We start from the raw sequence: 11,739 nt of genomic DNA, 5'->3' as shown, positions 1-11,739 counted from the left end.
CTAGTCCTCGTCTGGCTCGACCATGCCGGCACTGCCGCGTCCCGACAGCGAGGGGTTGGTCATGAAGTAGTCATGGGCGTTGAACGGCTCTTCACCGTCACCCACGCGCACGCGGTGCGAACTGACATCGGGCAGCACTTCCCAGCTCTGCTGGTTGTCACGCAGATAGGCAACCAGAATCCTGTCGAGGATCTGCTTATGGACGGTGTTGTTGAGAATGGGCACCATGACCTCGACCCGCCCGTCAAGGTTGCGCCCCATCAGATCAGCCGAGGAAATATAGACCTTGGCCCGCGGGTTGGGCATCGCCTCGCCATTGCCGAAGCAATAGATCCGGCTGTGCTCCAGGAACCTGCCGACAATCGATTTCACCCGGATATTGTCGGAGAACCCGGGAATTCCGGGCCGCAGACAGCAGATGCCGCGCACGATCAGATCAACTTTGACCCCAGCCTGGCTGGCGTCATACAGCGAATCGATGATCAGCGGATCCACCAGCGAGTTCATTTTCAGCAGAATGCCAGCCGGTTGGCCATTGCGGGCCAGTTCGATCTCGTGATCGATATCGTCCAACAGGCGCTGGCGTAGATTGACCGGCGAAACCGCGATGGTTTCCAGCTCGGTGGGGCGCGCATAACCGGTGATAAAATTGAACACCCGCGCCACGTCGCGGGTTATCGCCGGATCGATGGTGAAATAGCTCAGATCGGTATAAATCTTGGCAGTAATCGGGTGATAATTGCCGGTGCCGATATGGCAATAGCTCACTAGCTTGCCCTTTTCGCGCCGCACCACCTGGCTCAGCTTGGCGTGCGTCTTGAGCTCGATGAAACCGAATACGACCTGCGCCCCGGCCCGCTCCAGATCGCGCGCCCAGCGGATATTGGCCTCTTCGTCGAACCGGGCCTTGAGTTCCACCAGACAGGTCACCGACTTGCCCGCTTCGGCCGCCAGCACCAGTGCCTTGATGATCGGACTGTCGGCCGAGGTGCGATACAGCGTCTGCTTGATCGCCACCACGTCAGGGTCGCGCGCCGCCTGCATCAGAAACTGCGCCACCACGTCAAAGCTCTCGAACGGATGGTGCACCAGGATGTCCTTGGCGCGTATGGCGGCGAAGCTGTCGCCATTATAGTCACGGATCCGCTCAGGGAACCGGGCGTGATAGGGCGTGAACTTGAGGTCGGGACGATCGACATCGCACACCTTGCTGGCATCGGCGAGGCCCAGAAACCCCTGGACCTCAAACACATCGGCGTCCTTGACGCCCATCTGTTCACCAATCTGGCGCTTGAGCGCGCGGGGCATCGATTGTTCGATTTCCAGCCGGATCACCTGGCCGCGTCGGCGCTGGCGCAGCGCGCTCTCAAACTCCACCACCAGATCGGCCGCTTCGTCGTCGATTTCGATTTCGCTGTCACGAATGACGCGGAAGGCGCCCGAACCGACCACGAGGTGGCCGGGGAACATCTTGTGGAAGAACAGCTTGACCAGCGTATCGATGGTCACCACTTCGCTGCGCCCCTCCGACACCAGAGAACTGGGCAGGTTGATGAAGCGATCCAGATTGCCGGGAATACGCACCAGCGCCGTCAATGGCTGGTCGCTATCCGGCCGCTTCAGCTCAAAGGCCAGTGCCAGACCGAGATTAGGGATGAAGGGGAATGGATGCGCCGGATCAACCGCAATCGGCGTCAGCACCGGAAAAATCTCTTCACGGAACAGCTTTTGCAGATAGCTCACCTGGTCAGGCGTCAAATCGTCCTGCTCGTGGATCACCACGTTCTGCGCGAACAATTCCTCGCGCAGTTCCTGCCAATGGTCCTGTTGCTCAAGCTGCAAATGCTGCGCCAGCGTGGCAATTTCCTCGAGCTGCTCGGCTGGCGTCAGGCCATCGGCGCTTTGCTTGGACAGCCCCGCCCGCAGCTGGCCTTTCAGACCCGCCACACGCACCATGAAGAATTCATCGAGATTGTTCGCCGAGATCGACACGAACCGCAGTCGCTCCAGCAAGGGATGATGCACATTGCCCGCCTCTTCGAGCACGCGCATGTTGAATTGCAGCCAGCTGACCTCGCGGTTGACGAACCGGGCCGGGCTGGTGCGCAGCGCTTCAGAGTCGGGGATCGAACTGTCGTTCTCAGAAAAGTCGCTCATCTCATTCATCGGCTTGTCTATCCCAGTCCTGTTCATCGCCCGATGCGCCGCGCTGGATGCGGCGGCGATCGAGTGCTTCGGCAGCGATCGCACGGGTAACGGCGCTGCCCTTGGCCAGCGCCAGCCTATCCATCAAATCGGCAAGAAGCACGGCTTCTTCGCTAGAGCGCTCCATGCGCGCCACCAGATAAAAGATGATCTTGGGATCAACCGTGACCTGGCGGTCCCGGAACAGTTTCACCAGCATCTGTGACAATTGGATGTCGTCGGTCAGTTCGAGCGTAAACGCCGTGGCCCGCCGGACCCGCGAGCGCACATCATCGGTGCTCAGCGACCAGTTCGCAATCTCGTCACGCGCCGTCATCAGGATTGGCCTTTGCTCGCGCAGCGACTGGTTCAGCAGATGGAACAACCCCACTTCATCATAGCCGAGTTGGTCAACATTCTCGACGATGAGCGGGTCGCGCCCCCCTTGGGTGGCCAGCGCCTCCAGCTCATCGACCCCGGCAAATCGGGCGCCACTGCGATCGGCAAAGATGCGTGCCAGATGCGATTTGCCTGATTTGGCGGGCCCCACCAGCAGTGTTACCGGCTCGGACCATTGCGGAAACGCCATGATCCGGCCATGCGCCAGCGCATTGCCATCCCCCACCAGAAAATCGGCCTCGCCCTGGGCTGGAACGTGTTCGAGTTCAAGCGCGAGCTGTCGTGTGGTGTTGGCGTCCTCAGGGAGCACGGGCAACGTCATCGGTTTCACCATGCCGCCCCGTCAGCAGCGCATTGCCATTTAACCCCAGATACAGGCTGCTCGACTTGTACTTGGCTACCCCGTAGCGCACCAGCACTCCGACAATCGCCGCCAATGGCACGGCCAGCAGCAGCCCGACAAAGCCGAATAGCGCGCCAAACGCCAACAGGGCGAACATCAGCCAGACCGGATTGATATTGATGCTGGAGCCAACCAGCTTCGGATACAAAATGTTGCCCTCGACAAACTGCCAGCCCATGAAGATCGCGGCGACGGCCACAACCATCCAGTAGTTGGGCCAGAACTGCACCAGCGCAATACCGATCGACAGCGCGAACCCCACGGCAAAACCCATGAACGGCACAAAGCTCAGCAGGCCGCTGATCAACCCGACAGCCAAGCCGAAATTGAGCCCCAGCAGGCTCAGTGCCGTCGCATAATAGGCGGCGTCAATGAGCAGCACACCGCCTTGCCCGCGGATAACGCCGGCCATCGATTTATCGATGTCGTCCAGAATGCGGTTGATTTCCGGCTTGTGCTCGCGTGGCAACAGGCCTTGCAAGCCGCGCACCATGCCTTCCCAGTCCAGCAGCAGGTAGAACGCCACCACCGGGGTCAGCAACGTCACCCCGATCACCGCCGCCCCGGTATAGCCGATATTGACCAGTTCGGCCGGCAATGTGGCGATAAAACCGAGCGCCTGCCCCGCCAGATCGTTGATCGAGGTCTGGAACTGCGCTGCCCGCTCGGGCCCAAGCCATTCATTGACGGATGGCGACCACTCGGTGATCAGTTCCTGCAAATCCGACACATAGCGCGGCAGGCGCTGCAGCAGCCCGATGATCTGCTGGCCCACCATGGGCAGGAACACCAGGAACATACCGACAAAAATGGTGATGACGCTGAACAGCACCACCGCAGTGGCCCAACCCCGATTGAAGTGCCAACGCTGCAAGGTGTTGACCAAAGGGTTCAGCAGATAGGCCAGCGCCGCGCCGACGACGAACGGCAACAGAATGCCGCGGAACAGCCAGAGCAACAACACCAGCACCACAAGAAACGCGATCCAGATCAGCACTTGATTTCTGAGGGTCATGGTGTCGTGCAGCCCTTGCGTCGCTGTGGTGGAGAAGCTATCAGGCCGTCTAACTTCCGGCTCCGGAATTGGCAACTGCCTTGGTCGACCGGTGACGGCATTACGCACGCTTTCCCCATTGAGGTCCGAGGCCCATGTCTGACAAGCAAAACCTGACATCAAACGGCCTTTCATACAAGCAGGCCGGCGTCGACATCGATGCAGGCAATGCGCTGGTGGAAGCCATCAAGCCGGCAGTGCGCTCGACCCGCCGTCCCGGTGCGGATGGAGAGATTGGCGGCTTTGGCGGCTTGTTCGATCTCAAGGCAGCCGGCTTTGTCGATCCGGTGCTGGTGGCGGCCAATGACGGGGTCGGCACTAAGCTGAAAATTGCCATCGAGACCGGCAATCATGCCACCATTGGCCAGGACCTGGTGGCGATGTGCGTCAACGACATCATCGTCCAGGGCGCCGAGCCGCTGTTCTTTCTCGATTACTTCGCCACCGGCAAGCTCGATGTCGAACAGGGTACTGCCATTGTCGAGGGCATTGCCCAAGGTTGTCGCCTCGCGGGCTGCGCGCTGATTGGCGGGGAAACCGCTGAGATGCCCGGCATGTATGCTGGCAAGGATTATGATCTGGCCGGCTTTGCCGTCGGCGCCGCCGAACGCGGCACGCTATTGCCGCGCCCCGATATCGCCGCTGGCGATACTCTGGTGGCTATCGCTTCCTCGGGCGTGCATTCCAACGGCTATTCGCTGGTCCGCAAGATTGTCGGACTGTCGGGCCTCGACTGGACCGCCGACGCCCCCTTCGCGCCCGGCACCCAGCTCTCGGAAGCCCTGCTCACGCCCACCCGGATCTATGTGAAGCCGCTTCTGGCCGCGCTCAAGGCCGGGCTTGCCATCAAGGCGCTGGCCCACATCACCGGCGGCGGCTTCATCGACAATATCCCGCGCGTACTGCCCGACCATTTGGCCGCCCACGTCGATCTCAATGCCGTCACCGTGCCCAAGGTATTTGGCTGGCTGAGCCGGGTCGGTGGCGTTGATCAGCATGAAATGCTGCGCACCTTCAATTGCGGCGTCGGCATGCTGGTGGCAGTCGCTCCCGACGATGCCGAACGGCTGGTCGAGCACCTCAACGCTGCTGGCGAAATCGCCGCCGTGGTCGGCACGCTCACCGCGCGCAGCGGCGAAGCGGTAACCTTCACCGGCACGCTGGCGCTGTGAGCCGCAAACGCGTCGCCATCCTGATCTCTGGCCGGGGCTCGAACATGACGGCTCTGATTGAGGCCGCCAAGGCACCCGACTATCCTGCCGAGATCGTCGGCGTGCTGTCCAACCGCGCCGCCGCGCCGGGCTTGGTGACCGCCGCCGAGCACGGCATCGCCACGGCCTCGCTGGCGCAGAGCAAATTTCCCAACCGGGAGATGTTCGAAGACGTCATGACCCAGACGCTGGAGAGTTGGCATGTCGACATCGTCTGCCTAGCTGGCTTCATGCGCATTCTGGGCGAGGATTTCGTCAATCACTGGGCCGGGCGGCTGATCAACATCCATCCCTCCCTGTTGCCGCACTACAAGGGCCTCGATACCCATGCGCGCGCCTTGGCCGATGGCGTCACCACCCATGGCTGCACTGTCCATTTCGTCACGCCGGGTCTGGATGAAGGCGCCCCGATCCTGCAGGCCGAAGTGCCCGTGCTGCCCGGTGATACACCGGACACCCTGGCCGAGCGCGTGCTCGTCGCGGAACACCGTATCTACCCCGAAGCCCTGCGCTTGCTCGCCTCCGGTCAGGTGGCTGTCCGCGCCTGACTTCAGCCGCTCTTCTTGACGTTCTTCTTGAGCGTCGCGACCTCCTGGGCCTTGGGCGCCAGATAGCCGGGCAGCGCGGCCGCCTGCCGCACCCAGGCGGTAAACTGGGCTTCGTCGAACGCCCCGTCGGCGCCGATATGCAGATAGCGCGTGTTAGGGTCCTTGGACCCCACCGGCGGCTCAGGCGTCAGCGCGACACCCTGAAAGAAGGCAATCTTGATGTAATTGGTCAGGCAGTGAAGGCCGAGAAAATAGCCCTGCCCCGGCACGCCATAAAACGGCGAGTTCCACTTCACCGCCTTGGTGACATCGGGCAGCACCGCCACGATCAGCGCGTCCAGCCGCTCGCCCACGCCGCGCTTCCATCCCGGCATGGCCACGATATAGGCCTGCACGGGCCCATCGCCATCGCCCTTGGCAATCTGCGGATTGCCGCCGGACAGCAAGACCGGCTCCGCCGCTGCCTTCTGTGTGCTCTTGCTCACCACGGCGTGCCTCCTGTAGCGTCCACTCATCAGGACAGGCTAACGCCGCAGATATTGATGCGTCCAGCCATCACCAATTTTGATCCCTCCCATTGTCAAAATCGGTTCGACCTTGGTTCCGCACAGGCATAGCGTGCGCAGCCTGGGGAGGAATCAATGGTTCGTCGTGACTGGTTCTGGATTATTCTGCTCGGCGCCATCTGGGGCTGCTCGTTCATCTTCAACGCCGTGCTGATCCGCGAAATCGGCCCGCTCTGGGTCACCTCCTTGCGCGTCGGTATCGGCGCGCTGGGCTGCTGGGCCGTCATGGTGGCGCTGCGCAAACCCATTCCCCGCGATCCGGTGCTGTGGCTCAAGCTGGGCGGGCTGGGCGTGCTGGCCTATGCCATTCCCTTCGCGCTGTTCCCGCTGGCCCAGGCCAATCTGGCCAGCGGCGTCGCCGCCATAATCAACGCCCTTACGCCACTGGTGACCGTCATTGTCAGCCATTTCTGGCGCGGCGGCGAAAAGGCCTCGCGCATCAAGATTGCTGGTGTCGTCGTCGGCTTTGCCGGCGCCTTCATTCTGGCATGGCCGGCGCTGAGCAGCGGGGGCGATTCCCGGCTCTGGGCCATCGGCGCCTGCCTGCTCGCCACGCTGTGCTATGCGCTCTCGCTCAACATCACCCGCAGCTTCAAGGCCATAGAGCCTACTGCGCTGGCCTCTGTCGCCCTTACCGGCGCGGCCATCATTGCCATCCCGATCGCCTTTATTACCGAGGGCACACCGATCATGGTGCGGGCTGAATCCTGGATGGCGGCGCTGGCCATCGGGCTAATGTCGACCGCCTTCACCTTCCAGGTCATGTATCGCATTCTGCCGCGTGTCGGTGCGACGAACTTCGCCACAACCACCTTCATCGCCCCGATCTCGGCAGTGATACTGGGCGTTACCATCCTGCGCGAGACGGTCCTGCCGATCCAGATTTTGGGCATGCTGGTGATCTTCACCGGGCTGCTGCTGATCGATGGCCGCATTGGCAAGCTGTGGCGTCGCGTCGCGGCCTGACGGGGAACGACAACTGTGCTGGGACGTTCCTCCAACCAAAGGAGCGCCCCATGTCTCAGCCGATCAACGAACCCCGCCCCGATATCGATCCCGTAGCTCCGCCCGAGATCATTCCCCAGCCCGAGCCCGCGCCGCCGCAGCCGGTTGATCCCGTGCCACCCCATCCCGAGGAACTGCCCGATACACCTCAGCCGGTGGAAGATCCCACGCCCGGCCAGCCTGACCCCATTCCGGGCGACGACCAACCGCCGACCTGGAGCTAGTATCAAAAAAAACGGCGCCTCATGGCGCCGTTGCTGCTTCTCGATCATCTCAGCTCAAGTTTGTCGGCGATAAACGACGCCGTGTGTGATCACTCGAGCCCGAGCTTCTTTTTCATCAGCGCGTTCAGCACCTGCGGATTAGCCGTGCCGCCCGAAGCCTTCATCGCCTGGCCGACGAACCAGCCAATCATTGACGGCTTGACCAGTACCTTGGCGACCTGATCGGGATTGGCGGCGATGATCTCGTCGACAATGGCTTCGATGGCGCCCATATCGGTCATCTGCTTCATGCCGCGCCGCTCAACGATCTCGGCCGGATCACCCTCGGGTTCCTCGGCAATGATGATCTGCAGCAAATCCTTGGCGCCCTTGGACGAAATCGTCCCTTCCGCCACCAGATCCACGATTCCGGCCACCTGTCCGGGCTGCAGATGGGTCTCCCAGATCGCCAGCCCCTGACTATTTGCAAAGGCGGCAACATCGGCATTGAGCATATTGGCCACGGCCTTGCCGTCGCGCTTGGTGTCGCCGAACGCCACCACAGCCTCAAAATAGTCCGCGGTTTCACGATCCAGCGTCAGCACCATGGCGTCATAGGGCGTCACGCCAAAATCGCTGATGAACCGAGCCTTCTTTTCGTCCGGCAGTTCGGGCAGGCCGTCGGCCAGTTCGGCCACGAAGGCATCATCGAATTCGAGCGGCAGCAGATCGGGATCGGGGAAGTAGCGATAATCATGCGCCTCTTCCTTGGAGCGCATCGAGCGCGTCTCGCCAGCCTTGGGATCATACAGCCGGGTTTCCTGGTCGATAATGCCGCCATCTTCGAGAATATCGATCTGACGCCGTGCCTCAAATTCAATCGCCTGACCGGCGAAGCGGATCGAGTTCACATTCTTGATCTCGCACCGCGTGCCGAATTCGCCACCGGGCCGACGCACCGAGACATTGACGTCGGCGCGCATGGAGCCCTGCTCCATATTGCCGTCGCAAGTGCCCAGATAGCGCAAAATGCTCCGCAGCTTGGCCAGATATTCCTTGGCTTCCTCGGACGAGCGCAGATCTGGCTTGCTGACGATTTCCATCAGCGCCACACCCGAGCGATTGAGATCCACAAAGCTCATATTGGGATGCTGGTCATGGATCGACTTGCCGGCATCCTGCTCCAGATGCAGCCGCTCAATGCCGATCTCGATACTGCCATCAGCCATATCGAGCTGAACGGCGCCTTCGCCGACAATCGGGTCCTTGAACTGGGAAATCTGATAGCCCTGCGGCAGATCGGGATAAAAATAGTTCTTGCGGTCAAACACGCTGCGCTTGTTGATCTGGGCCTTCAGGCCCAGGCCGGTGCGCACGGCCTGGCGAACGCATTCCGCGTTGATGGTGGGCAGCATGCCGGGCATGGCCGCATCCACAAATGACACATTGGCATTGGGCGGATTGCCAAACGCAGTTGATGAACCCGAGAACAACTTGCTCTCGGAAGTCACTTGCGCGTGCACTTCCATGCCAATGACGACTTCCCAGTCACCGGTCGATCCGGTGATGAAGCTTTTCGGGTTGGGTGTGCGCGTGTCGATGAGGGTCAATTGAGCATCCTGCGAGGCAAGGCGAAACGATGCCAAACGCATAGAGCGAAGGGCTTGGCGATGCAATGGTTTGGGTGGCCAGGCTAGTCCTCGTGGCCGATATCGCCGTCGAACGGCATGAGGCGCTTTTCCAGATGCACGCTCATGAAGGGTTGCGGCATGCCGCGCCCGTCCGGTCGCAATGCCAGGATGCGATAACCCTGCTTCTCATAGAACTGCACTGCGGGCACATTGTCGGCGGGCGTTTCCAGATACACCCGCTCGGCGCCGCCGAGTTCCAGCATCGATTCCATCCGCCGCAACAACATCGAACCGATTCCGTTGCGCTGTAGTTCCGGCATCACGAACAAGTAGGGAATATAGGCCCGTCGCGACGCGCGCGAACACCAGCCCACGACAATGCCATCGACCTCGGCAACAATGATCCGGCTGAGCGTCTCGGCGACCACTTGTGAGAGCCGATACCGCTCGGCGTCACGCAGCCCCGGTCGCGCCGTCAGCAGCGGCAAAATGCCCTGTTCCCAAGCACGATAGGCTATCTCGGCCAGTCGCCGGGCATCGGCGCCTTCGGCCTTGCGAATGGTGATGCCTGGCATGGTGGCCTCCGTTATCTGCGGCGCCGCGCCGCAATAATGCCCTTCTCGTAATTGATGTTCCAGTCGATCAGGGTCCGCCACACAAGTTCGGCCTGATCCTCGTCAAGATCAAGGGCCAAACTGCGTTGCCTGATCTTGGCAATCACCGCTTCGATGCGAACCGGGTCATGTGCCTCATGTGGATCGGTCTTGATCTCGGCCATCCGCGTCACATACTGATGCCGCTCGGCAAACAGGTTGAGCAGCAGACTGTCGATCCGGTCGATTTCGGCGCGGACGTCGTCCTTGGATTGGCAGTCGGCGGGGGCGTTCTGAGCGGTCACGGCAGATTCCAGTGCGATTGGGACTTGTTGCAGGTTTGCACCGCCCCGCCGGTGATTTCAACTGCCCCCCTTGCGCAAATTCCCGGCAATTGGCTATCACACGCAAATGTCTAGTCAGTCTGAGACCGCCTGAAGCCTCGTCCAAATGCGACGAGGCACAATGAACCAGTCAACCGCCGAGCGCGATGCCGGTCGTTGATCGTGTTTGTTCGCGGGTCCTGGCCCGCGCCCTATGGCGACAGACGTTCTATGGATATCTCAAGAAGTGAACAGCGGGTGCTGCATGCCCTCGCGCAGGGTGGCCGCATTGCGCTCATCCGCAATCAGGCGGGCAAAACCACCGGCCTGGAAATGTTCAACCGCGAAGGCTGGTTGATGAGCGATTGCACCATGCTCTTGTTTAAAAAGCTCAAGGCCAGGAAGGCCATCAAGTCCTGCAATGGCCAACCTTACCGCATTACCAAACGCGGCCTGGAACTGGTCCGCAGCGAATATGACAACCGGTAGCCCTGCGCTTGCCACACGCCGCCCGAACCTGACAGACCTGCCCCTCCCCCTTGTGGGGAGGGGTCAATGGCGAACATGGCTCACAAAAAGCTTGAGGCCCACCCGTCGCCTGGCAATCGGGGATTAGTGCTTGGTGACGCCGCTCAGCGCCGCGGCGATGTGTTCCCATTCACTGGCGACGCTGGCGGTAGCGCGCTTCTTGCCAGCGCGGCGATACCAGTAATCGGCATTGCCCATATCGGCCTCGATCCAGTGCATCAGCGCATGCACCCAGTCAAACGCCGCCACACCTTCCATCGACTGAACGATATTGTGCGCCTGCTCCCATTCCGGACCCACGCGCAACTCCCCCTTCTTGAGCCACCACATCGCCTGGAGCGGCATGCTCAGGTCCTTGGGCGGTTCGGACCAGTCCTGGGAGGTAAAAATGTCAGTGGCCATCGAAGATACTCTTGTCGGCCCGGACGCCGTACCCGACGGTGTCACAACCAGTTTCAATTTGTGCATGCCCGCCAAATAAGGCGGATCGGCGCAGCAATCAAGTAGCGCCGGCCTGCGGGGCTACCACCAGGGCTTGGGGGAGAAGTCCATATCGGCGCTGCGTTCGATGACGCGCGCGGCGGCAAACAGCGTTTCCTCATCGAACGGCTTGCCGATCAACTGCAGTCCCAGGGGCAAGCCCTGACCATCCTTGCCGGCCGGAACGGCAATGCCCGGCAGCCCCGCCATGTTCACTGTCACGGTGAAAATGTCGTTGAGGTACATCTTGACCGGATCATTGGCCATAGCCTCGTCGCCAATGCCAAACGCCGCCGAAGGCGTGGCTGGCGTCAGGATGGCGTCGACGCCGGCGTGGAAGGCGTCCTCGAAATCTCTCTTGATCAGCGTCCGCACCTTCTGCGCCTTGACGTAATAGGCGTCGAAATAGCCGGCCGACAGCACATAGGTGCCGATCATGATGCGGCGCTTCACCTCGCGGCCAAACCCGGCGGCGCGGGTCAGTTCATACATGTCGGTGATGTCCTTGCCGGTGCCGCGCAGGCCGTACTTGACGCCGTCATAGCGCGCCAGATTGGACGAGGCTTCGGCGGGCGCCACGATGTAATAGGCCGGTAGCGCGTATTTGGTGT

General features: G+C 61.3%; 14 protein-coding genes. 5 read left to right on the top strand and 9 right to left on the bottom strand.

What is annotated here, in order from left to right:
* Genes Q8O80_RS12340 through Q8O80_RS12330 form a run of 3 tightly spaced genes read right to left on the bottom strand, consistent with a single transcriptional unit; the run spans window position 1 to window position 4,001 of the window.
* Window positions 1-2,157, bottom strand: coding sequence for an RNA degradosome polyphosphate kinase (locus Q8O80_RS12340; protein WP_305579749.1), 2,157 nt, complete (start codon window positions 2,155-2,157; stop codon window positions 1-3).
* Between the two features lies 1 nt (window position 2,158).
* Entirely contained in the window at window positions 2,159-2,905 is a 747-nt protein-coding gene (locus Q8O80_RS12335; protein WP_305579748.1) for a hypothetical protein, read from the bottom strand.
* A complete protein-coding gene (locus Q8O80_RS12330) occupies window positions 2,883-4,001 on the bottom strand; it encodes an AI-2E family transporter (RefSeq protein ID WP_305579747.1) in 1,119 nt (372 codons plus the stop codon). The genes Q8O80_RS12335 and Q8O80_RS12330 overlap by 23 nt, the downstream gene beginning before the upstream one ends.
* 134 nt (window positions 4,002-4,135) lie before the next feature.
* Between Q8O80_RS12330 and purM the strand changes: the two genes are divergently transcribed.
* Window positions 4,136-5,212 carry a phosphoribosylformylglycinamidine cyclo-ligase gene (gene purM / locus Q8O80_RS12325; protein ID WP_305579746.1) on the top strand — a complete coding sequence of 359 codons (1,077 nt, stop codon included), beginning with the start codon at window positions 4,136-4,138 and terminating at the stop codon, window positions 5,210-5,212.
* A 44-nt stretch (window positions 5,213-5,256) separates the two neighbouring features.
* Complete coding sequence (gene purN, locus Q8O80_RS12320) at window positions 5,257-5,799, top strand: phosphoribosylglycinamide formyltransferase (RefSeq protein ID WP_371136184.1); 543 nt, start codon at window positions 5,257-5,259, stop codon at window positions 5,797-5,799.
* Window positions 5,800-5,801: 2 nt separating this feature from the next.
* Here purN and Q8O80_RS12315 read toward each other — a convergent pair whose 3' ends face one another.
* Window positions 5,802-6,284 carry a DUF1801 domain-containing protein gene (locus Q8O80_RS12315; protein ID WP_305579744.1) on the bottom strand — a complete coding sequence of 161 codons (483 nt, stop codon included), beginning with the start codon at window positions 6,282-6,284 and terminating at the stop codon, window positions 5,802-5,804.
* Window positions 6,285-6,440: 156 nt separating this feature from the next.
* Here Q8O80_RS12315 and Q8O80_RS12310 point away from each other — a divergent pair, with 156 nt between their 5' ends.
* Both Q8O80_RS12310 and Q8O80_RS12305 read left to right on the top strand, forming a co-directional pair.
* Window positions 6,441-7,331, top strand: coding sequence for a DMT family transporter (locus tag Q8O80_RS12310; protein WP_305579743.1), 891 nt, complete (start codon window positions 6,441-6,443; stop codon window positions 7,329-7,331).
* Window positions 7,332-7,381: 50 nt separating this feature from the next.
* On the top strand, window positions 7,382-7,594 hold the full coding sequence (locus Q8O80_RS12305) for a hypothetical protein (RefSeq protein WP_305579742.1): 213 nt from the start codon (window positions 7,382-7,384) through the stop codon (window positions 7,592-7,594).
* 89 nt (window positions 7,595-7,683) lie between these two features.
* On the opposite strand, the gene gatB is transcribed toward Q8O80_RS12305, so the two are convergent.
* From gatB to Q8O80_RS12290, 3 genes are all read right to left on the bottom strand, one after another.
* Window positions 7,684-9,183 carry an Asp-tRNA(Asn)/Glu-tRNA(Gln) amidotransferase subunit GatB gene (gatB, locus tag Q8O80_RS12300; protein WP_305579741.1) on the bottom strand — a complete coding sequence of 500 codons (1,500 nt, stop codon included), beginning with the start codon at window positions 9,181-9,183 and terminating at the stop codon, window positions 7,684-7,686.
* Window positions 9,184-9,266: 83 nt separating this feature from the next.
* On the bottom strand, window positions 9,267-9,779 hold the full coding sequence (locus tag Q8O80_RS12295) for a GNAT family N-acetyltransferase (protein WP_305579740.1): 513 nt from the start codon (window positions 9,777-9,779) through the stop codon (window positions 9,267-9,269).
* Between the two features lie 11 nt (window positions 9,780-9,790).
* Complete coding sequence (locus Q8O80_RS12290; RefSeq protein ID WP_305579739.1) at window positions 9,791-10,102, bottom strand: chorismate mutase; 312 nt, start codon at window positions 10,100-10,102, stop codon at window positions 9,791-9,793.
* A 249-nt stretch (window positions 10,103-10,351) separates the two neighbouring features.
* Between Q8O80_RS12290 and Q8O80_RS12285 the strand changes: the two genes are divergently transcribed.
* Complete coding sequence (locus Q8O80_RS12285; RefSeq protein WP_305579738.1) at window positions 10,352-10,609, top strand: YjhX family toxin; 258 nt, start codon at window positions 10,352-10,354, stop codon at window positions 10,607-10,609.
* A 123-nt stretch (window positions 10,610-10,732) separates the two neighbouring features.
* Here Q8O80_RS12285 and Q8O80_RS12280 read toward each other — a convergent pair whose 3' ends face one another.
* Both Q8O80_RS12280 and Q8O80_RS12275 read right to left on the bottom strand, forming a co-directional pair.
* Window positions 10,733-11,050, bottom strand: a complete 318-nt coding sequence (locus tag Q8O80_RS12280; RefSeq protein WP_305579737.1) for a hypothetical protein — start codon at window positions 11,048-11,050, stop codon at window positions 10,733-10,735.
* Between the two features lie 120 nt (window positions 11,051-11,170).
* The coding region (locus tag Q8O80_RS12275; RefSeq protein WP_305579736.1) for an amidase family protein at window positions 11,171-11,739 on the bottom strand (569 nt) is incomplete at its 5' end.

Source organism: Devosia sp., assembly GCF_030689745.1.
GTDB lineage: Bacteria > Pseudomonadota > Alphaproteobacteria > Rhizobiales > Devosiaceae > Devosia > Devosia alba.
Note: the sequence above shows the minus strand (reverse complement) of the source record. Positions and strands in the feature narration are given on the sequence as shown.

Bases quoted from the DNA above. Each gene is read 5' to 3' on its own strand.
- purN (WP_371136184.1), top strand. From the start codon at position 5,257: ATGACGGCTCTGATTGAGGCCGCCAAGGCACCCGACTATCCTGCCGAG.
- Q8O80_RS12295 (WP_305579740.1), bottom strand. From the start codon at position 9,779: ATGCCAGGCATCACCATTCGCAAGGCCGAAGGCGCCGATGCCCGGCGA.
- Q8O80_RS12280 (WP_305579737.1), bottom strand. From the start codon at position 11,050: ATGGCCACTGACATTTTTACCTCCCAGGACTGGTCCGAACCGCCCAAG.
- Q8O80_RS12305 (WP_305579742.1), top strand. From the start codon at position 7,382: ATGTCTCAGCCGATCAACGAACCCCGCCCCGATATCGATCCCGTAGCT.
- Q8O80_RS12285 (WP_305579738.1), top strand. From the start codon at position 10,352: ATGGATATCTCAAGAAGTGAACAGCGGGTGCTGCATGCCCTCGCGCAG.
- purM (WP_305579746.1), top strand. From the start codon at position 4,136: ATGTCTGACAAGCAAAACCTGACATCAAACGGCCTTTCATACAAGCAG.
- Q8O80_RS12335 (WP_305579748.1), bottom strand. From the start codon at position 2,905: ATGACGTTGCCCGTGCTCCCTGAGGACGCCAACACCACACGACAGCTC.
- Q8O80_RS12310 (WP_305579743.1), top strand. From the start codon at position 6,441: ATGGTTCGTCGTGACTGGTTCTGGATTATTCTGCTCGGCGCCATCTGG.
- Q8O80_RS12330 (WP_305579747.1), bottom strand. From the start codon at position 4,001: ATGACCCTCAGAAATCAAGTGCTGATCTGGATCGCGTTTCTTGTGGTG.
- Q8O80_RS12340 (WP_305579749.1), bottom strand. From the start codon at position 2,157: ATGAGCGACTTTTCTGAGAACGACAGTTCGATCCCCGACTCTGAAGCG.